This window comes from Undibacterium sp. TC9W (assembly GCF_049339865.1).
Taxonomy (GTDB): Bacteria; Pseudomonadota; Gammaproteobacteria; order Burkholderiales; family Burkholderiaceae_D; genus Undibacterium.
This window is the reverse complement of the sequence record NZ_JBMPPJ010000018.1, coordinates 95,497-117,532: the sequence shown is the minus strand read 5'-3', so window position 1 is coordinate 117,532 and position 22,036 is coordinate 95,497. Positions and strand designations below refer to the sequence as shown.

Genomic DNA, 22,036 nt, shown 5'->3' with positions numbered 1-22,036 from the left:
TGGCTGGCTTGTTCCTCGCTAATTACTGCTTATTTACCAACTTACTTACCGACTTACTTACCGACTTATTTTGCAATTTATTTTCCAGCTCATTTTCCAACATTAATGAAGGGAATTGCGCCACCAGTCGTTGTTGGCAAACGTCCATCCCATTTTTCTATGGCCTTGGCCTGGTTCTCTGTTTCACGCAGACGTAGCAGTTCTGGTGTGACTTGCTGTCTTTGCAAGGCCAGCGCTTCGGCTTCAGCGCGGGCGCGGGATACTTTTTGTTTGGCTTCGACTTCTATCCTTTGCAGGTCGCGCTCGGCCTTCATCTTCAATTGATCAGCGGTCGTCTTGGCTTCAATCGCTTCGTTGAAGGTGCGGCTGAAGTTGAAATTGACGATGGAAAACTCATCAACCACCAGACCATGTCTTGCCATGCGTTCTTTCAGGGCCAGGATGATTTCATCACGCACTTGTGAGCGGCGTGAGATCAATTCTTCAGCCGTGAAACGGGCGGTTACTGCCTTGACTGCTTCTTGTACGCTAGGGATGATGATGCGCTCGCCGGGCTCGTTGCCAAGATCGCGGAAAACCGAGACCACTGCATCTGGCCTGACGTGATAGTTGATGGCAATCTTGGTGTGCACGGTTTGTAAATCCTTGGAGGCTGCATCACCGTCACCTTCACCTTTTTGGATGGCAACGGAAACCTTTTGCATTTTTTGGGCAATAGGCCATACCCAGTGTATGCCTTCACTGTAAACCTCATCCGAAGGTTTGCCAAATGTTGTCAGTACACCTCGATGACCAGCGGGGATAGTAGCGAAAGGGTTGAGTATGATCAGTACCAGCAAGACGATCAGGCCGACCGCAAATTTGGGGAAGAGACTACGCATGATTTTTTAATCCCAGGGAATGAAAACACCCGCAGTATAGGTGTTTTTTACATAAGTATTCCCGGTAATCGGAGGGCAAAACTACCGCTTATTTTGCGTTCTGTTTTTACTTGCTGTTAGTTTGCATAAATTGCCGCAAACGCTGCTTCGCCCACGCGTTGATAAGCGCGGTACATGCCTTCGGTATTAAAGGGCAGGACAATATTGCCAAGCCGGTCTATGCCTATGATGCCACCCTGGCCTTCATACATTGGTAGTTTATCCATGACGACATTATTGGCAGCCTGCTCCAGGCTCAGTCCCAGGTATTGCATTTGCGCAGCAATATCATGCAGCGCCAGGCTGCGCATGAAGGCTTCACCCGTACCTGTTGCAGACAGGGCAGCAGTCTGGTTGTCGGCATAACAGCCGGCACCCAGCATAGGCGTGTCACCCACACGGCCAGGTAGTTTATTGGTCATGCCACCTGTCGAAGTGGCGGCAGCGAGGTTACCGTGTACATCCAGCGCAACGGCACCTACCGTACCAAATTTTTTATCAGGATCAAGTGGTGCGGGTTCTGAAACTGAAGTCAGCAAATTCGCTGCATCGTGATCGAGCAACATACCAGACTCTTGCCGGGTGCGTTGCAATTGCGCGTAGCGCTCTTCGGTATAAAAGTACGACGGGTCTTCGAATTGCAGGCCATGCTGGCGCAAGAATTCTTCCGCGCCTTTGCCTACCATCAAGACATGCGGGCTGTGCTCCATGACGGCTCTGGCAGCGCGAACGGGATTGCGCACCTGCTGTATGCAAGCCACGGCACCGGCGCGGCGGTTTTTGCCATCCATGATGGCGGCATCCATTTCCATGGTGCCAGCATTGGTGAATACGGCACCTTTGCCTGCGTTGAAAAGCGGACAATCTTCCAGCAGACTGACGGCCAGGCAAACGGCATCCAGCGCATTGCCACCTTGTGCCAATACTTCATTACCCGCAGTAACGACAGACCGCAAAGTCTCCAGGTAGTGCGCTTCCTGTTCCGCAGTCAGGCTGCTGCGCAAGATAGTGCCGGCACCACCGTGGATGGCGATAGCGGCAGGTGCGCCCATTTTATGCTGGCCTGTCCATGTCGATGATCTTGCTGGCTGCCGCTGCCTGCGATTTGCGGGTCGTGGCATTCGGTTCCTGGTACAGCCAAGGCAGCATGAACTTGGTCATTTCAGACGCCGCATGCACGGGGGCTTTGGCCTGGTGGGCGACGGCACTGCAAATCGCTTCTATCAGGCACAGCGCAGCACCTTCAGAGTTAGGGGAGAAGTTGCGGCGAGTTTGCGCATACAGGGTGATGTTCGCCAGTGAGGCCAATGGTGAACTGGGTGCATCCGTCAGCGCCAGGATAGGTACACCTTTTTCGCGCAACTGCTGCAGGATGGTGACCACATCTTCTGCATAGCGCGGGAAAGAAATGCCGATGACCAGATCGCGCTCTGTGTATTTGAACAACTGCCTTGCGACATTCGATGGCCCGCCTGAGCCCAGGGTTGATTGCACGGTATTACAGAATGGGTCCAGACTATGCGCCATCAGGCCAGCCAGGAAGGCGCTGGCACCATAGCCGACGATGTAAATTCTTTCCGCATTCAGGATCTGGCGCACGGCATGGTTGCACAGGTCAGGGGCCAGGCCACGCCGGGTAGCCTCCAGATTGGCCATGTCTTCATTGAGAGAACTGGAAATAATTTCTGTGCTGGTGGCAGGTCGCTGGATTTCGCTGCGCAGATTATCAATAGGTGCCAGCATGGCTTCAAAGCCATACACCAGTTCAGCGCGGAATTGCGGATAACCTTCAAAGCCCAGCGCCCTGGCAAAACGATTTGCCGTGGCGACCGAGATGCCGACGGCATTTGCCAGCTCATCGATAGACATGGTGGCTGATCGAAATACATTCGACAGCACATAATCGGCTGCTTTTCTGTGTGCTTTTGACAAGTTCATATAGACCTTGCCTATGCGCGCATTAACAGTACCACCCAGGGATTGCGTATCAGGACGATTCATATCGGCTGGCTTTTCCGGTGAAATAGAAATGTAAATATAATTTCATCGATTTAAATTGTAAAGAAATGAATCGTGTCAAATCGATGAATGTCTCTCTCCGTACATATTTTGGATAATTTGGTCTATTTAGGAGATTTGTCAGGATAAACAAAATACATCAAATTTTGTTCTGAATTTACCTGAATTTACGCAAGCTAATGGTGGTGTAATTGAAAAGATTGTCGGCACTTATTAAAGTGAATTGAAACATATTCAGTTATTTACCAAACGGTAAAAAAATGCCCACAGGCATGTGGGCATTTCATTTTTTCCGACAATTAGCGGCTGGCGACATCAATAATCCCACCACCCAGGCAAACATCGCCGTCATACAAAACCGCAGACTGGCCTGGCGTGACTGCCCATTGCGCTTGCGGGAAGTCCAGTTGAAAACGCTCAGTGTCACCACTGAAATGACAGGCGACGTCAGGCTGGCGGTAGCGGGTCTTGGCAGACAGCTCACCTGCTTGCGGCGCTTCGCCCGCCACCCAACTGACTTGCCCGGCTTCCAGCCCGGCGGACAAAAGCCATGGATGATCATGGCCCTGCACTGCATACAGGGTATTGGCTTCCACATCTTTTTTCGCGACATACCAGGCATCGCTGCTGCCATCAGCATTCTGGTGCGACTTGATACCGCCTATGCCTATGCCTTTGCGCTGACCCAGGGTGTAAAAACTCAGACCCACATGCTGGCCTATGATTTCACCCTCAGGCGTTTGTATATTGCCTGGCTTGTATGACAGATAGCGATTCAAAAATTCGCGGAAAGGGCGCTCACCAATAAAACAAATACCAGTCGAATCTTTTTTCTTCGCATTCGGGAGTTGCAGTTGCTCGGCGATCTTGCGTACTTCTGTCTTCTGGATTTCGCCTAGCGGGAACAGGGTATTTGCCAGTTGTTTCTGGTTCAGCCTGTGCAGGAAATAGCTTTGGTCCTTGCTGGCGTCCATTGCTTTCATCAACTGGAACTGGCCATTCATTTCGCGCACGCGGGCATAGTGGCCGGTGGCGATGTAATCGGCACCCAGCTTCATCGCATGATCAAGAAAAGCCTTGAACTTGATTTCGGCATTGCACAGCACATCCGGGTTCGGTGTGCGGCCAGCCTGGTATTCGCGCAGGAATTCTGCAAAGACACGGTCCTTGTATTCGCTGGCGAAATTGACGGCTTCGATATCAACGCCAACGACGTCGGCAACGCTGACGGCATCTATCCAGTCTTCGCGGGTAGAGCAGTATTCTGAATCGTCGTCATCTTCCCAGTTTTTCATGAACAGGCCGATGACTTCATAGCCCTGTTCTTTCAGCAGCCATGCCGAGACGGACGAATCAACACCGCCTGACATGCCTATCACTACTTTTTTCTTGCTCATTTTTGCGGTTCCAAGTTTCCAAGTGCGCTTGGATGGGTAAACAACAGGGATAGCGGCGCGCGCTTGCCCTGCAAATAATCGTCTATGCATTGCATCACGAGAGGGCTGCGATGCCTGTCCTGCGCTGCCGCGATTTCGTCGTAACTCATCCACACGGTGCGCAAGATGCCGGTATCGAGGGCGCGGTCGTGTGCCGCGCCCAGTTCGCCGGTAAAGGCAAAGCGCAGATAAGTGACTTCTTCACCAGTCTTGGGTGAAATGAAGCGCGACAGGTAAGTGCCTATCAATGCGGTCGGTGTGAAGTCGTGTGCAGTCTCTTCCAGGGTTTCGCGGATGACGGCTTGTTGCAGGCTTTCATCCGGGTCCAGATGACCGGCGGGCTGGTTGATGCGCACGCCATCAATAGTTTCTTCTTCAATCATGAAAAACTGTTGGTCGCGCTCAATAATTGCGGCTACAGTGACGGATGGTTTCCAAATGGCAGACATGGCTTCTCTCGGTAAGTCCGACATTTTACTTTGCCGTCAAATTTTGTGTGGCAAACCAGCAAATTTGAAAGCGAATTAGCTAATGCGTAATTTATCTATGCTCGCTTATTTTTGTGCTTTCGCTGTATTTTGATTTTGCACCAAACTTGTACGGTTTTTGATTTTAGTTTCAAGTGACTGTTTTTAAAGGAAATAATTTAGTTTTATAGATGTCTGCAGGGCGTCATCAGCATGATTCTTTAAAGAAATTTGTAGAAAATACAAAAAAGTGAACGGTTGTGCTAAAAAACATTTTGCGTGTAATATCGTTGTCGAATATCAAATGTAAGATTCGGGTAAGAAAACTAGTGGCCCGCATCAGCAAAAAAATAATGGAAAGGTCAGAGCTTACCCTTGGCCTTTTCAGCACGAAATTGATACACCAATATTCACACTAAAAAAGGGAGCAAATCTATGAAAATCGGCATACCCGCCGAGTCACGGCCGGGGGAGACGCGTGTAGCGGCAACCCCAGAAACCATCAAAAAATATGTCGCCGCCAAACACCAGGTGATCGTGCAGTCTGGTGCAGGCGTGGCTTCCAGTATTACTGACGAGGCCTACCGGGCTGCAGGTGCAGAAATTGGCACTGCTGCCGATGCACTGGGCGCTGAGCTGGTCTTGAAAGTACGTGCCCCGAATGCAGAAGAACGTGCGTTGATGAAGTCAGGCACGGTGCTGGTTGGCATGCTCAATCCTTTTGATGCTGACAATATTGCGGCTATGGCCACACACGGCCTGTCCGCATTTGCACTCGAAGCTGCACCGCGCATTACCCGTGCGCAGTCGCTCGATGTATTGTCTTCGCAAGCCAATATCGCCGGTTACAAGGCTGTCATGCTGGCCGCGAATACCTATCAACGCTTCATGCCCATGCTGATGACAGCGGCGGGCACGGTCAAGGCCGCACGGGTGCTTATCATGGGCGTGGGCGTTGCAGGCTTGCAAGCGATTGCCACAGCCAAACGCCTGGGTGCAGTGATTGAAGCGTCGGATGTACGCCCGCCCGTCAAGGAACAGGTTGAATCGCTGGGTGCAAAATTTATCGATGTGCCTTATGAAACCGATGAAGAACGCGAGATCGCCAAAGGCGTAGGTGGCTATGCTCGCCCGATGCCAGCAGCGTGGATGGAAAGGCAGGCTGCTCTCGTGCATGAACGTGCCAAGCAGGCTGATATCATCATTACGACAGCCTTGATCCCTGGCCGCAAGGCACCAATCCTGATCTCGGAAGAGACAGTAAAAGCCATGAAGCCAGGCTCAGTCATCGTCGATATGGCGGTAGAGCAGGGTGGCAATTGCCCCTTGTCCGAACTCAACAAAACAGTCACCAAATACGGTGTACACATCATAGGCGAGCCTAACCTGGCAACCCTGGTGGCAGCTGATGCATCGGCCCTTTATTCCCGTAATGTGCTGGACTTTTTGAAGCTCATTATCGACAAGGATGCTGCACTGGCGATTAACCGTGAAGATGAAATCGTCGCTGCCACCCTGGTTTGCTCAGGTGGTGAAGTCTTAAAGAAATAGAATAAAAAGTTTTAAAGTTTTTAGCAATCAGTATCAGAAAGTAGAAAGACCATGCAAAGAAATATGCTCCGCGCCAAAATTCATCGCGCAACTGTAACCCAGTGTGACCTGCACTACGAAGGATCGTGCGGTATCGATGAAGATCTGCTCGACGCTGCCAACATCATCGAAAACGAACAGATAGAGCTGTATAACGTCAACAACGGTGAACGCTTCTCCACTTATGCCATCAAGGGCAAACGTGGCAGCGGTGAAATTTCACTCAATGGCGCTGCAGCCCGCCGCGTACAACTGGGCGATTTGATGATTATCTGTACCTATGCGGCGATGACAGAAGAAGAAGCAAAGGCGTATAAACCGAATGTTGTTTTCGTCAATGGCAAGAATCAGATCACCAGTATTAAAGAGTATAAATAACGTAGCCAGGGCAGGCAGTACTCAAAGTCTTGTTTGCCCATCCAGCGATTTGCATGTCTCAATCCAATTAAAGAGAGGACATCATGGAAGTTAGTCATACCCTTACCAATCTCATCATCTTCGTGCTGGCAATTTATGTCGGTTACCACGTGGTGTGGACAGTAACACCGGCCCTGCACACGCCTTTGATGGCGGTGACGAATGCCATTTCTGCCATCATCATCGTCGGTGCCATGCTGGCCGCCGGTCTGACCGAAGGCCTGCTGGCCCAGGTGATGGGCACGGCAGCCGTAGCACTGGCAGCAGTGAATGTATTCGGCGGTTTTCTGGTTACCCAGAGGATGCTGGAAATGTTCAAGAAAAAAGAACCTAAAGCCATTGCCCATGCTGACAAGGAGGGCAAATAATGAGCATGAATCTGGTAACGATGCTTTATCTGATCGCATCCGTTTGCTTTATCCAGGCCCTCAAAGGTTTGTCCCATCCTTCTACCGCACGTCGTGGTAACAGTTTTGGCATGATAGGCATGGCAATCGCAGTCGCGACCACCATTGCCTTGATCGTCAAGCTGAAAAACGAGAGCGCCGGTGCAGGTCTGGGCTATGGCCTGGTTGCCATTGGCGTCATCGTTGGTGGCGGCATAGGTGCAACTTTGGCCAAACGCGTAGAGATGACCAAGATGCCGGAACTGGTTGCTGCGATGCACTCATTGATCGGTCTGGCAGCGGTGTGTATCGCCGTAGCCGTTGTGTCTGAACCCTGGGTATTCAATATCGTCGCAAGAGACCAGCCTATCCCTTTTGGTAACCGTCTGGAATTGTTCATCGGTACTTTTGTCGGTGCGATTACTTTCTCTGGTTCCGTCATCGCTTTTGGTAAATTGTCGGGCAAGTACAAGTTCCGTTTGTTCCAGGGCGCGCCGGTCAGTTTTAGTGGCCAGCATCAGTTGAACCTGGTATTGGCAATTGCCATGCTGGGTTGCGGTATTGCCTTTTGCGTCACGCAAAGCTGGACACCGTTCATCATCATGACGGCCCTGGCTTTTGTGCTGGGCGTACTCATCATCATCCCTATCGGTGGTGCTGATATGCCGGTGGTGGTGTCGATGCTGAACAGTTATTCTGGCTGGGCGGCTGCAGGTATTGGCTTTTCGCTGAATAACTCCATGTTGATCATTGCTGGTTCGCTGGTGGGTTCATCCGGTGCCATCCTGTCTTACATCATGTGCAAGGCGATGAACCGTTCTTTCTTCAATGTGATACTGGGTGGTTTTGGTGGCGAAGCTGCCGCCGCTGCTACTGGCGATCAGGCCCAGCGTACGGTCAAGTCCGGCTCTGCTGATGACGTGGCTTTCTTGCTCGGCAATGCCGAGACTGTCATCATCGTTCCTGGCTACGGCCTGGCGGTAGCACGTGCCCAGCATGCCCTGAAAGAACTGACAGAAAAACTGACGCACAAAGGTATTACCGTCAAGTATGCAATTCACCCTGTGGCAGGGCGCATGCCTGGTCATATGAATGTCTTGCTGGCAGAAGCAGAAGTGCCTTACGACCAGGTATTCGAGATGGAAGACATCAACAGCGAATTTGGCCAGGCTGACGTTGTGCTGGTATTGGGTGCGAATGACGTGGTTAATCCTGCGGCAAAAGACCCCAAATCACCGATTGCTGGCATGCCTATCCTGGAAGCCTATAAAGCCAAGACCGTTATCGTCAACAAGCGCTCCATGGCTTCTGGCTATGCAGGTCTGGACAATGAATTGTTCTACATGGATAAAACCATGATGGTGTTTGGCGATGCCAAGAAAGTCATTGAAGATATGGTGAAGGCTGTTGAGTAATTAGCTGAACCAAGCTGAGTTGTAAAAAATGCCCGGTAGCGATATTCACTCCCGGGCATTTTGTTTTAGTCTGGATTAAGGTTTATCTGTCTTGCGATGGTTCAGTTGATACAGCAAAGGCAGCACCAGCAAGGTCAGCAAGGTGGATGACAGTATGCCACCTATCACCACCGTCGCCAGTGGCCGCTGCACCTCAGCTCCTGTACCTGTCGCCAGCGCCATGGGGATGAAGCCCAGCGATGCTACCAGCGCCGTCATCAATACCGGGCGCAGGCGTGTCAATGCACCTTGCTGGATTGCGCTGTCCAGCGGCATTCCTTCTTCACGCAGGCTGCGTATATAGGCAATCATCACCAGGCCATTCAATACCGCAACACCAGACAGGGCGATAAAGCCTACGCCTGCTGAAATCGACAAGGGTATGTCGCGCAACCACAGGGCGACTATGCCACCAGTCAGGGCAAACGGTACACCCGTAAATACCAGCAAGCCGTCCCTGATATTGCCAAACATGGCGAACAACAGCATGAAGACCAGTAGCAAAGCTGCGGGGACGACGATTTGCAGGCGCTGTGATGCAGATTGCAATTGCTCGAAAGTGCCGCCCCAGGTGGTCCAGTAAGCCGTCGGGACTTTGACTTTTTGTGCCAGCTGATCCTGTGCTTCTTTTACAAAAGAGCCTATGTCGCGGCCACGCACATTGGCAGTGACGACGACGCGGCGCTTGCCATCTTCACGGCTGATCTGGTTGGGGCCGGGTGCCATGTCTATGCTTGCCAGGTCAGCCAGGGTAATGAAACTGGCCGCTCCATTTTGTACATTCGGCAGACGAATCGGCAGGCGCTTGATGGCGTCGATATCGCTGCGCACATTTTCTGGCAGTCGTACAACGATATCAAACCGGCGGTCACCCTGGAACAGAGTGCCAGATTCCTTGCCACCTATCGCTGCAGAAATCACATCTTGCACATCGCTGATATTCAAACCCAGCCTGGCCGCTTTCTCGCGGTTGATGTTGATGCTCAGCATAGGCAGGCCGGTGGTTTGCTCCAGCTTGACATCGGCAGCACCGGGCATTTTTTCCAGCACTCTGGCAATCTGCTCCCCAGTGCGGTTCATGATTTCCATGTCGTCACCAAACACTTTGATCGCCACGTCGCTGCGCACGCCAGAGATCAGTTCATTGAAGCGCATCTGTATGGGCTGGGTAAATTCATAATTATTGCCCGGTACTTTTTCCACGGCTTCCTGTATGGCTGCTACCAGATCATCCTTGCTGCGCGTTGGGTCTGGCCATTGCGCTTGCGGCTTGAGCATGATGAAGGTATCGGCCACATTCGGTGGCATCGGGTCAGTGGCAATTTCTGCCGTACCCAGCTTACCAAAGACTTTGTCCACCTCGGGGAAAGTGCGTATCACATGTTCCAGTTCTATCTGCATTTGCAAAGCCTGGCTCAGGCTGGTGCCGGGTATGCGCATGGCGTGCAGGGCGATATCACCTTCATTCAGGCTGGGGACAAATTCACTGCCCATGCGGCTGGCCAGCAAACCACTCAGGGCAAGCACCACCACGACGATGCTCAAGACCAGTGCCTTGCTTTGCAGGGCAAAATCCAGCATGGGTTGATAGATTTGTCTGGCCCATAGCATCAGACGATTTTCTTTTTCGTTAACGTGTTCACCGATGAACAGGGCGACAGCCGCAGGGATGAAAGTCATTGACAAGACCATCGCGGCAATCAGGGCAGCAACCACGGTAAACGCCATGGGGTGAAACATCTTGCCTTCTACCCCGGTCAGCGCAAAGATGGGCAGGTAAACCACCATGATGATCAACTGGCCAAACAGCAAGGGGCGGCGGGCTTCTCTGGCGGCGGCGAACACTTCCTGCAGGCGTTCACTGCGGTTCAGCGTGCGTCCGGTAGCCGCTTGTGCATGAGCCAGCCTGCGCACGCAATTCTCGACGATGACCACCGCACCATCGATAATGATGCCAAAATCGAGTGCGCCCAGGCTCATGAGATTGGCACTGACCTTGTTGCCCACCATGCCGGTAAACGTGAACAGCATCGCCAGCGGTATCACCATGGCGGTGATGATGGCTGCACGGATATTCCCCAAAAACAAAAAGAGGATGGCAATCACCAGTACGGCACCTTCGAGCAGGTTTTTCTTTACCGTATTGATGGCCTTATCGACCAGCACAGTACGGTCATATACGGTGCTGGCGACAATGCCAGGCGGCAGGCTGCGGTTGATCTCAGCCAGTTTTTTTGCCACATCCTGCGATACCTTGCGGCTGTTTTCACCGATCAGCATGAACACCGTGCCGAGTACGACTTCATGGCCATTTTCAGTCGCCGCACCAGTACGCAATTCACGGCCTATGCTGACTTCGGCGATATCGTTGATGCGGACAGGAATATTTTTCTGGGTGCTGACGACCACATTGCGTATGTCATCCATGGAAGCCAGTTGCCCCGGTGCCCTGACGAGATATTGTTCGCCACGTCTTTCTATATAACCAGCGCCGACATTGCCATTATTTTTTTCCAGTGCAGTGACGACGTCTTGCCAGCTCAGTCCATGTGCCACCAGTTTTTCTGGCGATGGTGCAACCAGGAATTCCTTGGCATAACCACCTATGGTATTGATCTCGGTCACGCCTGCGACATTGCGCAATTGTGGCTTGACTATCCAGTCCTGTATTTCACGCAGGTCGGTAGCCGTGTAGGGCTGACCATCCGCCTTGAGTGCGCCTTCCTTGCTCTCGACTGTCCACATGACAATCTCACCCAGACCCGTGGAGATAGGCCCCATGCCAGGTTCTATGCCTGCTGGCAGTTTGCCCTTGGCTTCCTGTATGCGTTCATTGACGAGCTGGCGGGCAAAGTAAATGTCAGTACCATCCTTGAAGATGATGGTCACTTGCGACAAGCCATAACGTGACAATGAACGCGTCTGTTGCAGGTTAGGCAGGCCTGCCATCACGGTTTCTATGGGAAAGCTGATGCGTTGCTCAGCCTCCAGTGGTGAGTAGCCAGGGGCAGCGGTATTGACCTGTACCTGGACATTGGTGATGTCCGGCACGGCATCAATCGGCAGGCGCTGGTAACTGAAGATGCCCAGTGCCGCCAGCGCCAGTGTAAGCATGATGACCAGCCAGCGTTGCGCTATCGAAAATTGTATAATTTTTTCAAACATGATGTGCGCTCCTGCTCTTAGTGCTCATGACTGGCGGCAGCTTTGCCGAGCTCAGCCTTGATCAGGAAACTGTTCTTGGCAACATAGGCTGTACCAGCCTGCAAGCCCTTGCGTATTTCTGTGTACTTGCCATCGCTGCGTCCCAGTTCCACCGGCCTGGCTTCCAGCTGATCGCCATAGCTGGCAAACACCGTGGCTTGTTCATCAATGATTTGTATGGCTTCATTGACTATCGCAACCGGTACTTCCACTTCGGCTGACAGCAGGGCTACATTCACAGTCAGGCCGGGATACCATGCCCCCTTGGTATTGGGCAGCAGCAAGCGTGCTTTGGCTGTGCGGGTTTGTTCCCCCATGACTGCACCTACATAGCTGAGCTTGCCTTCTGCCGTTGCATCAAAGGCGTTGGCGCTGACTTTGGCGCTCTGGCCTGTCCTGACATTGTTGAGGTCTTTGGCAGGTATCGCGATTTCCACCCAGACACTGCTGAGATCGGCTACCGTAAAGATGGCAACATCATCCTTGAGTGACTGCCCCATGCTGATGTGTTTCTCGGTCACTGTGCCTGCGATGGGTGAACGGATTTCATAGCGGTTCAGGTTGCCCTTTGTAGCCATGCCAGCACCCAGGGAAGCCAGTTTTTGTTGCGCACTTTGCAGGGTGATGTCGGCTTCCTGCATGGCATTGCGGGCTTGCAGATAATCCTGTTCAGCCGAGATTTTTTCTTCCCAGAGTTTTTTCTCTCGCTCAAAATTACTGCGTGCCAGTGCATGGCGTTTTTGGGTTGCCAGCACTTCAGTACGCAAGTCCACCAATGCCTCGCTGGATATCACCGCCAGAAGTTGTCCTTTGCTGACCTTGTCACCTGCATTCACCGCCACGCTTTCTACGACACCTGCGAGGCGCGGCACAATTTGCAGCATGCGGTCTTCATTCAGTTTCACTTCACCCAGTAAATTCAGATTGCTTTGCAGTTTCACTGCGCCTGCTATTTCTGTCTCTACGCCATTTTGCTTGCGCTTCAAGGCATTCATGCTGACGCGGCCCTCTATCTGCTCATAATTGAACTGATAGCTCTTGCCCGCATGCTGCGCTGTGATACTGGCTTTGAAGGAATGCGGTTCTTCGACAATGGCATCGCTTTTCAGATAATTTTTTTCTGTGCTGAACTTGAAGTTTTGTACTGCCCCGCCCAGACGTTCAAGATTGATGCTGACGTTGTTTGCTGCAGGTGGCAGTGGCTTGCCGTCCAGGTAGGCATACAGGCGAAATTCTGGTGCCGTATTTTGTTCGAAAATAGTCACTTCCAGTGCATAACCATCCTTGCTGAACAGCTTGCCACCATGCGGGCCTTTGGCCGTTTCATTGTTTTCATCGTGATGTTCTTTGTCGGCATGTTCAGCCTGTTCTGCATGGCTGCCATGATCATCAGTTTTTTTTGATTTTCCTGCGCCCAGTATCAGCGCAGCCAATATTGCACCTATGAGGATGACGATGATGACTGGCACGGCAGTTTTTTTATTGATATTCAGTTTCATACAAAATCCTAAAATGAAGAGGTGGCGGTGAACAGGCTGAATTCACTGTCACCTATGTAAGCCTCGATATCCGCCGCAGCACGCTGGGCTTCTGACAGGCTGCGCAAGTATTGCGCCCTTGCTTGCAGCAATGAACGCTGGGCGTCCAGCACATCCATGAAATTGAATTTGCCGTATTCAAAGCCCTTGATGGCAAGCTCATATGCCTGTTGTGCACCGGGCAGCATTTCTTTTTTCAGCATCTCCGCTTCTTCTCTGGCCAGGCTCAGGCGTTGATGGGCTTGCAGCAATTCGCCATGCAGGCGGTTTTCTGTGGCCGTCAATTCATCCCTGGCCTTGTCTGCGCGACTCAGTGCTTCTTGCAAATTACCCTGGTTGCGGTCAAACAGATTCAGCGGGATGCTGATGCCGACGATGGCCTGGTTGCGGCCAGTTTGCTGCTCGCGCTTGTTGCCTATGCTTAAAGTCAGGTCCGGTATTTGCCTGCTTTTTTCCAGTGCTGACATGGCCTGGCGTTTGTCCACTTCCAGTTGCGCGCGTTGCATCAATGGTGAACGGGACAGGGCTTGTGTCAGTTTTCGCATGTCGGGCAAGGCGGGCAAGGTATGAAATTCAGCTTGCAATTGCTGCTCAGCAGCCAGTTTGTTGCCCATGGCTGTAGCCAGACGCTGCCTGGCCATCAGCAATTCACTATTGGCTTGCGCCAGTTCCACACGCACACCAGATTCTGCGATGCCTGCCCTGGTGGCTTCCAGTGGCGGGATTTTCCCCAGGCTGACCTGGCGGCTGGCAGCATGGCTGGCGCGTTGAGCCAGTTCCAGTGAAGCAGTGGCCAGACGCTGGCGTTCTTGTGCAATCAGCACAGCAAAGAAATGTGTGGTGACGGCAGCCCTGATCTCGGCTGATTTGATCGCAAGTTCATTCAATGCAAGGCTGCGGCCACGCTCGGCGACGCTGATGCGTGCACCGCGTTTGCCACCCAGTTCCAGTGGCTGGTTGATTTGTATGGTGGTGCTACGACTGTCTTGCCTGGCATCCTCCATGAGTACAGACAGTTCAGGGTTGGGCATAACGTCAGCCTGGCGCAATGCACCCTCGCTGGCTTGCACTTCACGCCTGGCAGCAGCGATGTCGGGGTTATTGGCAAGCGCCTGTGCTATTGCCATGGGCAAGGTCATTACGCCAGCGTTGGTCAAAGGCGATGAGTTTTTTACTGATGTTTGTGCCTGTGCTGATGCTGGAAACAGCATAGTGCACAGTAGTACAGCCACTACAGCGAGTGGCAAGAATAATTTTTGCATGGCATTCTCCTGAAAAACGAAAAGGAAGAATCCAGCAAGTAGCTGTCAAGTTTCTAGCTTGTTAAATACTTCACGTTGCACGTATAAAAATACGTGACGAAAAAAAAGCAATGAAATGAATATAGACAGATGCCTCGCCGGACTTAGGCGAAGGCCATCCATTTGGGACGTTCAGGTTGCGCAAGGAAAGGCGCAGGAGTCTGCTGCGATGCCGCAGTGAGTTGATAAGTGGTCAGCGTCGATTCTGTCAGCGGCAGATTGGATGAATCCGCACCCAGTGGACTATGTGCGCACGACGCACAGTCTGGGTGGGAAGCTGCTTTTTTTGCTGCTGATTTGTCTGCAAATTTATCAGCATGATTGTCACCATCCCTGGCTTCATGCTCATGCGGATGATGCCCAAAGTGTTGCGCAGTCTTGTCCGTCTCATGCATGCAATACGCACTCGCCACCGACCAGCTTAGCTGGAGAGTGAAGGCGACGATGATCATAAGGATGAACTTTTTAAGCATGGTGTGAATTATAAACCCTAAAGCTTGTTGTCACTATTTCAGACGGCGAACCAGACGCAAACCGTTAAAAATCACCAGCAGGCTTGCACCCATATCAGCAAATACCGCCATCCATAAAGTCGCTATGCCCATGACTGCCATGACGAGGAAGGCCAGCTTGATACCCAGTGCCAGTGCGATATTCTGTTTCAGTATAGCCGCAGTGCGCTGGCTCAGGCGGATGAATTGCGGGATCTTGCGTAAGTCATCATCCATGAGGGCAACGTCAGCCGTTTCCAGCGCCGTGTCCGTACCTGCCGCACCCATGGCAAAGCCTATACTGGATTTGGCCAGCGCTGGCGCATCATTGATGCCGTCACCGACCATGCCGACCGTGCCGTGACTGGTCAGCTCGTCATTGATGGCGGCCAGTTTGTCTTCCGGCAGCAGATTGCCTCGCGCATCATCAATGCCCACGTTTTTTGCGATGGCTTTTGCCGTCATTTCATTATCGCCGGTCAGCATGACAGTGCGTATGCCCAGCGCATGCAGTTCTGCAATCGCCTGACGGCTGCTTTCACGCACAGTGTCTGCCACGGCTATTGCCGCCAATGCCTTTTCTTCATTCGCAATGATGACCGCTGTCTTGCCTTCCGCTTCCAGCGCGAACAATGCTGCCTCGGTAGCCGGGCTGCAAATGTTGAGTTCTTCTATCAGACGATGATTGCCAAGGTAATACCATTTGCCCGCTATCTGGCCTTTAACGCCACGGCCTGCAATGGCCTCAAAGTTAACAACCTCCAATGCGCTGCTGCCTTGCATTGTCGAATAGGCAGTCACTGCGCCCGACACCGGATGGTCAGAGCGGCCTGCCAGGCTGGCTGCCAGTTGCAATGCAATGGCCTCTTCACCATTGAGTAGTTTGACATCAGTGACAACAGGTTTGCCCTGGGTGATGGTGCCGGTTTTATCGAGCGCCAGTGACTTCAGCTTGCGGCCTTCCTCCAGATACACGCCACCTTTGATAAGTATGCCCGCCTTGGCCGCTGCAGCCAGCCCGCTGACTACAGTCACAGGGGTAGAGACAACCAGCGCACATGGGCAGGCAATCACCAGCAAGACCAGCGCCTTGTATATCCACACCATCCAAGGCAGGCCCAGCAACAGGGGAGGGAAGAGCATGACGCCGAGTGCCAGTACAAACACAATGGGTGTGTATACCTTGGCAAAGCTATCGACAAAGCGTTGTGTAGGCGCACGGCTGCCTTGCGCTTCTTCAACAGCGTGGATGATGCGCGACAGGGTGGAGTCAGTTTGCGCAGCGGTCACGCGGTATTCAAAAGAACCAGTTTCATTGATGGTGCCAGCAAACAGCTTGTCGCCGATAGTTTTGGCAACCGGTATGCTCTCGCCCGTGATGGGGGCCTGGTTGACTGAGGATTGGCCCTTGCTGAGTTCGCCATCGAGCGGGATGCGTTCACCCGGAGCAACCCTTACCGTAGCGCCTATGGCGATGTTTTTTGCTGCGACATCCTGCCAGCTACCATCTGCCTGCAAGACACGGGCTGTCTCTGGCGTCATTGCCATCAGGCCGCGTATGGCATTGCGGGCGCGGTCCAGCGACATTGCTTCTATGGCTTCTGACAGGCTGAACAAGACCATGACCATGGCAGCTTCTGGCCATTGCCCTATGATCAGCGCACCGGTGACGGCGATCGTCATCAGGGCATTGATGTTCAGGTTCAGGTTCTTCAGCGCTATCCAGCCCTTTTTATAGGTACTGGTGCCACTGAGCAGTATCGCCAGGGCAGATAAGAGCATAACGGGCCAGGCTTTTTCTGCGCCGCTGATGTAGGCATAGGTTTCGGCAAGTACTGCAGCTACGCCGGCAGCACCCAGCAACCACCATTTGTGTGCAGGGTTTGCTGGCGGTATTGCGCTTGCATCCTCATTGTCTTTGCCATCTCCGCTTAACAGCACGGCCTGCATGCCGATCGAAGTTAGTACAGCTTGTATCTTTGCCTGGTCTTCCAGCGTATGGCTGACCGTCAGTTTGCGTTGCATGAGATTGAAATCAAGCTGTGCTATGCCGGGCATGGGGCTCAGCTTATTGCGTATCAAGCCTTCTTCCGTCGGGCAATCCATGTTTTCTATGGAATACACCACGGTCGATGTACCGGCAGGTGAGGCTATAGGCTTTTCATTCTCCGGCGCCACTTTGACCTCACCGTGGTCGCAACAGCTATGCGCATGCTTGTGCGCTGATTCATGCTTGTGTTCATCGCCATGTTCATGAGTGTGTCCATGGCTATGTCCATGGCCATGCCCTGAATGATCGTGTTGATGCTGATGCGCCATGCTGACTCCGGAAAAGAGGTATAGTGAGCATTAGACACCCTGTAGCAGGTATAGAGTCAAGCATTAGTGGACTGTAACAGTGAAAATCGGAGTGCCTGCCATGTGCGCGACGATCATGGCTGCGTTGCAAATACTCGCGATAGCCCCGCTATCGCTGTGTTTTGCGTCTTGCCCTGATGCGCCGGGCACATGTCCTTCACTCTCGATTCCACTGTTACAGTCCACTAGATTTAAATTGATGGAGGCACACAAATGGAATTGAAAATTGGCGAATTGGCAAAACGCTCCGGTTGCCTGGTAGAAACCATACGCTACTATGAAAAAGAGGGCTTGTTGCCACAAGCCAGCCGCTCGCAGGGCAATTTCCGCCTGTATGGTGAAATGCATGCAGAGCGCCTGCAATTCATACGGCATTGCCGTTCTCTGGATATGACATTGGATGAAATACGCCAGCTATTGCAGTTCCGCGATGCGCCTGAGGATAATTGTTCAGAAGTAAATGCCTTGCTCGACAAACATATAGAACATGTCGCGCTCCGCATCAGGGAGTTGAAGGGACTGGAGTCACAGTTAAAGTCCCTACGCAAGTTATGCACCAGCGCGCAGGCAACAAAAGATTGCGGTATTTTGCAGAATCTGGGTACGGCGGAAGAGCATCCGGTGCGTAATCTGGGTAGCCACGGTAGTGGCTGTCATTGATGGCTACAAAGCCTTTGAAGATTGAACAGGTCATCAGCAAAAAACGGCCGATGACCTGATATTCCTTACATTCTCGCTTACATCCTGACCAGCGTTGATTTGCCAAACAGGCTTTCGATCAAATCGACTGCCAGTACCGCAGTCTGGTTGCGCACATCGAGCGCAGGGTTTAGCTCTACCACATCCAGCGATGCCATCAGGCCGGTGTCGGCAATCATTTCCATGCACAACTGTGCTTCGCGGTAGCTGGGGCCACCTAGCACTGCCGTGCCTACACCAGGGGCGATGCCTGGGTCCAGGCAGTCAAGGTCAAAGCTCACGTGCAAATGGGTATTGCTGTCCAGATTGGCCAGCACGGAAGACATGACATTGCGCATGCCGTATTCATCGATGTAGCGCATGTCGAATACCTGCATGCCCATTTCATGAATGAACTTGCGCTCGCCATCATCGACACTGCGTATGCCTATCAGGCGTATGTCGGTAGGTTGTATGGCAGGAGTCTGGCCGCTATAGTTGATCAACTCCTTCGGACCATGACCCATCAGGCAGGCGACAGGCATGCCGTGGATATTGCCGGTAGGGCTGATGGTCGAAAGATTGCTGTCGGCATGGGCATCAAACCATAAGACGCGCAATTTTTTGCCAACGCGGCGGCAGTGTGCCGCCACCGCGCTGATGGAGCCTATTGCCAGGCAATGATCACCACCGAGCATCATGGGCATGTGGCCATCTTGCAAGGCCTTATCAACGGCGTCATACACGGCCTGGTTCCAGTCTATCGCCTCTTTCAGGTGGCGCAGGCCATTCACTGGTTGTTCCCAGGGATTGGCCGGACCATGCAAATTGCCATGGTCAATGACTTTCAGGCCGCGTGCCGTCAAAGCCTCGTTCAGGCCTGCGACACGTAATGCGTCAGGCCCCATGCCCGCGCCTCTGACGCTTGCGCCTACATCGGTAGGCGCTCCAATTAAGGAAATGGTTTTCATTCGTTTCTAGTGTAATGCCCTGTCGGATAGACTTCAGGCGTTTATTGGTACTGCACATTCTGTATTGCTACGGGCAGGGCTGGCAACATTTGTGCTTGTTGCTGCCATTCCCATACCAAACAGGTCTTTCGGGTTCATCATTTCAGGTATCAGGTCCAGTACCGGTGAATTGGCCTGCATGACATATTTTTCCAGATAACGCATGGCAGAAAAATCTTCCAGCGCAAATCCTACAGAATCAAATACCGTGACTTGCTCGGCATGGCTGCGACCTGTGGCATTACCTGCCAGGATAGTCCACAACTCGGTTACCTTGAAGTCCGCCGGCATTTGCTGCAATTCACCTTCTATGCGGGATTGCGGTTCATATTCCACCACCACATGCGCGTTATTCAAAATATCTGCATGCAATTCTGTCTTGCCTGGGCAATCACCACCTACGCCATTTATGTGCATGCCGGGTTCTATCATGTCCGGGGTCAGTATGATGGCATTGGTTTTGTCTGCTGTCACCGTGGTTACGATGTCCGCGCCCTTGACTGCCTCGGCAGTGGAGTTGGCACGTATCACCCTTAATTCTGGATACATACGCAAATTATGAATTAATTTGTCGGTTGCTGCAGGGTCTATGTCATATACGCGCAACTCTTTGATGCCCAGCATGGCATGAAAAGCCACTGCCTGGAACTCACTTTGTGCACCATTGCCTATCAGTGCCATGACACGGCTGTCTGGCCTCGCCATGTAAGTCGCTGCCAGCGCCGAGGTGGCGGCGGTGCGTATGGCGGTTGTCAGTGTCAGTTCTGACAGCAGGCGGGGGTAGCCGGTATTCACATCAGCCAGTACGCCAAAGGCAGTTACCGTCAGCAAACCAGCCTGGGTGTTTTTTGGGTGACCATTGACGTATTTGAATGAGTACTGGCTACCGTCAGAGATAGGCATCAGTTCTATGACACCCACGTCGGAGTGATTTGCCACGCGTGCCGATTTGTCGAATGACTGCCAGCGCAAATAATCTTCCTTGATCATGCCAGCCAGACGCGCAATGGCATCTTCCAGCCTGGTCTTCTTCAAGTGGTTTTGCAGTTCTTTTGTGCCGATGAAGGTCACCATGATGTTCTCCGTGTTTACCGTATTTACAGTATTTATGTATAAGGACTTGCGGGAACACATTTCAGAGGCTATTGCGAAATCACCCTGGTTTTCCTGATGTTGCGAGACTTCCATTCACTCTTTCAAAGAAGAGTGATGTTTTTGAAAATCCACCAGACCCATTTCGCATCAGGCTCTTGCGCACCTGTTGTGCTATGTATTCTGTTTACCATTGTAGCCAGCCGGGAAAAGAAATAGATTGCTAAATAAGATGTAAATTTCATGTAAATAGAAATTAAGTTTCATATATTAATAATTAGTGTGTTTTAATTTCTCATTTAATGAAAATGACAAAATATCCTGAAAATCAGGGTAGAGCCGGGGGATGAATATGGATGTATATGATCGAAGTATCTTGCGACATTTGCAACAAGATGGACGCATGAGCAATTTAAGCCTGGCCGAACGCATACATCTGTCGGCACCGCAGACCCTGCGCAGGGTCAGGACGCTGGAGGAGAAGGGCGTGATACGCGCCTATGTCGCGCAGGTTGCACCTGAGGCTTTGGGTCTCGGTGTCATGGCATTCGTGAACCTGTCTCTGGACAGGGAGCAATTTCGCAATGTGCGCGAGGTAGAGCGGCAGTTGAAGGCTTTTCCTGAAATCATAGAATGCCACACCATCTCAGGTGACTTTGATTACATTCTCAAGGTCGTTGCCAGCGATTTGAAAAGCCTCTCACAGTTTCTGACCGATACCCTGATGCAGGTACCGGGCGTAGCCTCTTTACGCTCGATGATCTGCATGGAAGAAATCAAGCCAGTCAGCGGCTTGCCTATAGACTGATGAGCTAGCCTATCGCTGCTTGCGCAGATTGCGATAACGTTCTGCCCTGCTGGCGATAGTGGAAATCAGTTTTTCCGGGTCTATGGGTTTGCCCAGGAAATCATCTGCCCCGGTTTCTATTGCCGTCATTTGTTTTTGTACTTCAGTGGATAAAAAGACGATGGGGATATCGATATAGCGATTGTTTTGCCTGATGATTTGCGCCATCTCCAGTCCATTGCAGACGGGCATGTTCAAGTCTGTCAGTACCAGTTCAGGCTTGAATTTTTTCAGTGATTCAAGAATTTCACTGGGGTCGTTGATGGCTTTCACATGCATGCCAGCGCTGCTGAGTATGGCATCATAATAGGCGGCCAGCATTTCATCGTCATCAACAACAAGTATGCGATAGGCCAGCACTTCATTCCTGGCGATTTTTTCATCTATTTTGGCACTCAATGCTTCGATATCAAGAGGCTTGAGAAAGTAACCCGCTGCGCCTTCCCTGACAGCCGCCAGGCGCTGTGTAAAATCGTCCATCTCTGAAATATAAATGATGGGGAAGTTGCTGATGACGCGGTTAGCAATTTTCTTACGGGTCGCCATTCCGGCAGGACTATCCACATCCACGACCAGGGCCTGCGGCATCCTGACCATGATGGCGGATTGCAACTCATCCGCCTCGGTAAAGCAAAGCACCTCATGCTGATATAGTTCCAGTGTTGCTGCCAGTTGCTGCCCTGCATCAATGTCAGGAAAGTATAGATATACCAGGCTGCGGTAGTCTGCCTGATTCAGCTCTTCAAAGCTTTCTTCTTCGTTGATTTTTTCAGACTCAGGGAGGTCATTATTCATGATGTTCGCTAATCAATTCTGGTGGAGGGGCAT

At 51.9% G+C, this 22,036-nt stretch carries 19 protein-coding genes; 6 read left to right on the top strand and 13 right to left on the bottom strand.

Annotated elements, in window-relative coordinates; genetic code table 11:
* Window positions 1-89: 89 nt before the first annotated feature.
* From ACO0LN_RS22320 to ACO0LN_RS22300, 5 genes are all read right to left on the bottom strand, one after another.
* Window positions 90-881, bottom strand: a complete 792-nt coding sequence (locus tag ACO0LN_RS22320; RefSeq protein ID WP_162040003.1) for a prohibitin family protein — start codon at window positions 879-881, stop codon at window positions 90-92.
* 116 nt (window positions 882-997) lie between these two features.
* Window positions 998-1,972, bottom strand: coding sequence for an isoaspartyl peptidase/L-asparaginase family protein (locus tag ACO0LN_RS22315; protein ID WP_422977606.1), 975 nt, complete (start codon window positions 1,970-1,972; stop codon window positions 998-1,000).
* Between the two features lies 1 nt (window position 1,973).
* The gene (locus tag ACO0LN_RS22310) at window positions 1,974-2,921 is read right to left on the bottom strand and encodes a MurR/RpiR family transcriptional regulator (protein WP_162040004.1); all 948 of its coding nucleotides are present in this window, start codon (window positions 2,919-2,921) and stop codon (window positions 1,974-1,976) included.
* Between the two features lie 317 nt (window positions 2,922-3,238).
* Window positions 3,239-4,336 carry a tRNA 2-thiouridine(34) synthase MnmA gene (gene mnmA, locus ACO0LN_RS22305; protein WP_422977593.1) on the bottom strand — a complete coding sequence of 366 codons (1,098 nt, stop codon included), beginning with the start codon at window positions 4,334-4,336 and terminating at the stop codon, window positions 3,239-3,241.
* Window positions 4,333-4,824 carry an NUDIX hydrolase gene (locus ACO0LN_RS22300; protein ID WP_422977591.1) on the bottom strand — a complete coding sequence of 164 codons (492 nt, stop codon included), beginning with the start codon at window positions 4,822-4,824 and terminating at the stop codon, window positions 4,333-4,335. The genes mnmA and ACO0LN_RS22300 overlap by 4 nt, the downstream gene beginning before the upstream one ends.
* A gap of 453 nt (window positions 4,825-5,277) precedes the next feature.
* Between ACO0LN_RS22300 and ACO0LN_RS22295 the strand changes: the two genes are divergently transcribed.
* From ACO0LN_RS22295 to ACO0LN_RS22280, 4 genes are all read left to right on the top strand, one after another.
* Window positions 5,278-6,393, top strand: a complete 1,116-nt coding sequence (locus ACO0LN_RS22295; protein ID WP_422977589.1) for a Re/Si-specific NAD(P)(+) transhydrogenase subunit alpha — start codon at window positions 5,278-5,280, stop codon at window positions 6,391-6,393.
* Window positions 6,394-6,444: 51 nt separating this feature from the next.
* Window positions 6,445-6,810: an aspartate 1-decarboxylase gene (panD, locus tag ACO0LN_RS22290; RefSeq protein WP_422977587.1), complete on the top strand. Its 366-nt coding sequence runs from the start codon at window positions 6,445-6,447 to the stop codon at window positions 6,808-6,810.
* Between the two features lie 83 nt (window positions 6,811-6,893).
* Window positions 6,894-7,217 (top strand): NAD(P) transhydrogenase subunit alpha, encoded by a 324-nt coding sequence (locus tag ACO0LN_RS22285; protein ID WP_162040008.1) that lies wholly within the window; start codon window positions 6,894-6,896, stop codon window positions 7,215-7,217.
* Window positions 7,217-8,650: an NAD(P)(+) transhydrogenase (Re/Si-specific) subunit beta gene (locus tag ACO0LN_RS22280; protein ID WP_422977585.1), complete on the top strand. Its 1,434-nt coding sequence runs from the start codon at window positions 7,217-7,219 to the stop codon at window positions 8,648-8,650. Before ACO0LN_RS22285 ends, ACO0LN_RS22280 begins: the two co-directional genes overlap by 1 nt.
* A gap of 75 nt (window positions 8,651-8,725) precedes the next feature.
* Here the strand turns inward: ACO0LN_RS22280 and ACO0LN_RS22275 are convergent, their stop codons facing one another.
* The 5 genes from ACO0LN_RS22275 to ACO0LN_RS22255 all read right to left on the bottom strand — a co-directional run bounded on the left by ACO0LN_RS22275 (window position 8,726) and on the right by ACO0LN_RS22255 (window position 17,542).
* A complete protein-coding gene (locus tag ACO0LN_RS22275) occupies window positions 8,726-11,854 on the bottom strand; it encodes an efflux RND transporter permease subunit (protein WP_422977583.1) in 3,129 nt (1,042 codons plus the stop codon).
* Window positions 11,855-11,871: 17 nt separating this feature from the next.
* Complete coding sequence (locus ACO0LN_RS22270; protein ID WP_422977581.1) at window positions 11,872-13,392, bottom strand: efflux RND transporter periplasmic adaptor subunit; 1,521 nt, start codon at window positions 13,390-13,392, stop codon at window positions 11,872-11,874.
* Window positions 13,393-13,400: 8 nt separating this feature from the next.
* Entirely contained in the window at window positions 13,401-14,693 is a 1,293-nt protein-coding gene (locus ACO0LN_RS22265) for a TolC family protein (protein ID WP_422977579.1), read from the bottom strand.
* Between the two features lie 143 nt (window positions 14,694-14,836).
* Window positions 14,837-15,205: a hypothetical protein gene (locus tag ACO0LN_RS22260; RefSeq protein ID WP_422977577.1), complete on the bottom strand. Its 369-nt coding sequence runs from the start codon at window positions 15,203-15,205 to the stop codon at window positions 14,837-14,839.
* A 33-nt stretch (window positions 15,206-15,238) separates the two neighbouring features.
* Window positions 15,239-17,542, bottom strand: coding sequence for a heavy metal translocating P-type ATPase (locus ACO0LN_RS22255; protein WP_422977575.1), 2,304 nt, complete (start codon window positions 17,540-17,542; stop codon window positions 15,239-15,241).
* Window positions 17,543-17,794: 252 nt separating this feature from the next.
* Between ACO0LN_RS22255 and cadR the strand changes: the two genes are divergently transcribed.
* Window positions 17,795-18,241, top strand: coding sequence for a Cd(II)/Pb(II)-responsive transcriptional regulator (cadR, locus tag ACO0LN_RS22250; RefSeq protein ID WP_422977573.1), 447 nt, complete (start codon window positions 17,795-17,797; stop codon window positions 18,239-18,241).
* A gap of 77 nt (window positions 18,242-18,318) precedes the next feature.
* Here cadR and rocF read toward each other — a convergent pair whose 3' ends face one another.
* Both rocF and ACO0LN_RS22240 read right to left on the bottom strand, forming a co-directional pair.
* Window positions 18,319-19,230, bottom strand: coding sequence for an arginase (gene rocF / locus ACO0LN_RS22245; RefSeq protein WP_422949411.1), 912 nt, complete (start codon window positions 19,228-19,230; stop codon window positions 18,319-18,321).
* A 33-nt stretch (window positions 19,231-19,263) separates the two neighbouring features.
* On the bottom strand, window positions 19,264-20,343 hold the full coding sequence (locus ACO0LN_RS22240) for an ornithine cyclodeaminase (protein WP_422977571.1): 1,080 nt from the start codon (window positions 20,341-20,343) through the stop codon (window positions 19,264-19,266).
* A gap of 370 nt (window positions 20,344-20,713) precedes the next feature.
* Here ACO0LN_RS22240 and ACO0LN_RS22235 point away from each other — a divergent pair, with 370 nt between their 5' ends.
* Window positions 20,714-21,169 carry an Lrp/AsnC family transcriptional regulator gene (locus ACO0LN_RS22235; protein ID WP_162057814.1) on the top strand — a complete coding sequence of 152 codons (456 nt, stop codon included), beginning with the start codon at window positions 20,714-20,716 and terminating at the stop codon, window positions 21,167-21,169.
* 9 nt (window positions 21,170-21,178) lie between these two features.
* Here ACO0LN_RS22235 and ACO0LN_RS22230 read toward each other — a convergent pair whose 3' ends face one another.
* Window positions 21,179-22,003, bottom strand: coding sequence for a response regulator (locus tag ACO0LN_RS22230; RefSeq protein WP_422977568.1), 825 nt, complete (start codon window positions 22,001-22,003; stop codon window positions 21,179-21,181).
* Window positions 22,004-22,036: the final 33 nt, after the last annotated feature.

What these genes read in the sequence shown, in the direction of transcription:
- ACO0LN_RS22320 (WP_162040003.1), bottom strand. Translation starts at nt 881, where the DNA reads ATGCGTAGTCTCTTCCCCAAATTTGCGGTCGGCCTGATCGTCTTGCTG.
- ACO0LN_RS22315 (WP_422977606.1), bottom strand. Translation starts at nt 1,972, where the DNA reads ATGGGCGCACCTGCCGCTATCGCCATCCACGGTGGTGCCGGCACTATC.
- ACO0LN_RS22310 (WP_162040004.1), bottom strand. Translation starts at nt 2,921, where the DNA reads ATGAATCGTCCTGATACGCAATCCCTGGGTGGTACTGTTAATGCGCGC.
- mnmA (WP_422977593.1), bottom strand. Translation starts at nt 4,336, where the DNA reads ATGAGCAAGAAAAAAGTAGTGATAGGCATGTCAGGCGGTGTTGATTCG.
- ACO0LN_RS22300 (WP_422977591.1), bottom strand. Translation starts at nt 4,824, where the DNA reads ATGTCTGCCATTTGGAAACCATCCGTCACTGTAGCCGCAATTATTGAG.
- ACO0LN_RS22295 (WP_422977589.1), top strand. Translation starts at nt 5,278, where the DNA reads ATGAAAATCGGCATACCCGCCGAGTCACGGCCGGGGGAGACGCGTGTA.
- panD (WP_422977587.1), top strand. Translation starts at nt 6,445, where the DNA reads ATGCAAAGAAATATGCTCCGCGCCAAAATTCATCGCGCAACTGTAACC.
- ACO0LN_RS22285 (WP_162040008.1), top strand. Translation starts at nt 6,894, where the DNA reads ATGGAAGTTAGTCATACCCTTACCAATCTCATCATCTTCGTGCTGGCA.
- ACO0LN_RS22280 (WP_422977585.1), top strand. Translation starts at nt 7,217, where the DNA reads ATGAGCATGAATCTGGTAACGATGCTTTATCTGATCGCATCCGTTTGC.
- ACO0LN_RS22275 (WP_422977583.1), bottom strand. Translation starts at nt 11,854, where the DNA reads ATGTTTGAAAAAATTATACAATTTTCGATAGCGCAACGCTGGCTGGTC.
- ACO0LN_RS22270 (WP_422977581.1), bottom strand. Translation starts at nt 13,392, where the DNA reads ATGAAACTGAATATCAATAAAAAAACTGCCGTGCCAGTCATCATCGTC.
- ACO0LN_RS22265 (WP_422977579.1), bottom strand. Translation starts at nt 14,693, where the DNA reads ATGCAAAAATTATTCTTGCCACTCGCTGTAGTGGCTGTACTACTGTGC.
- ACO0LN_RS22260 (WP_422977577.1), bottom strand. Translation starts at nt 15,205, where the DNA reads ATGCTTAAAAAGTTCATCCTTATGATCATCGTCGCCTTCACTCTCCAG.
- ACO0LN_RS22255 (WP_422977575.1), bottom strand. Translation starts at nt 17,542, where the DNA reads ATGGCGCATCAGCATCAACACGATCATTCAGGGCATGGCCATGGACAT.
- cadR (WP_422977573.1), top strand. Translation starts at nt 17,795, where the DNA reads ATGGAATTGAAAATTGGCGAATTGGCAAAACGCTCCGGTTGCCTGGTA.
- rocF (WP_422949411.1), bottom strand. Translation starts at nt 19,230, where the DNA reads ATGAAAACCATTTCCTTAATTGGAGCGCCTACCGATGTAGGCGCAAGC.
- ACO0LN_RS22240 (WP_422977571.1), bottom strand. Translation starts at nt 20,343, where the DNA reads ATGGTGACCTTCATCGGCACAAAAGAACTGCAAAACCACTTGAAGAAG.
- ACO0LN_RS22235 (WP_162057814.1), top strand. Translation starts at nt 20,714, where the DNA reads ATGGATGTATATGATCGAAGTATCTTGCGACATTTGCAACAAGATGGA.
- ACO0LN_RS22230 (WP_422977568.1), bottom strand. Translation starts at nt 22,003, where the DNA reads ATGAATAATGACCTCCCTGAGTCTGAAAAAATCAACGAAGAAGAAAGC.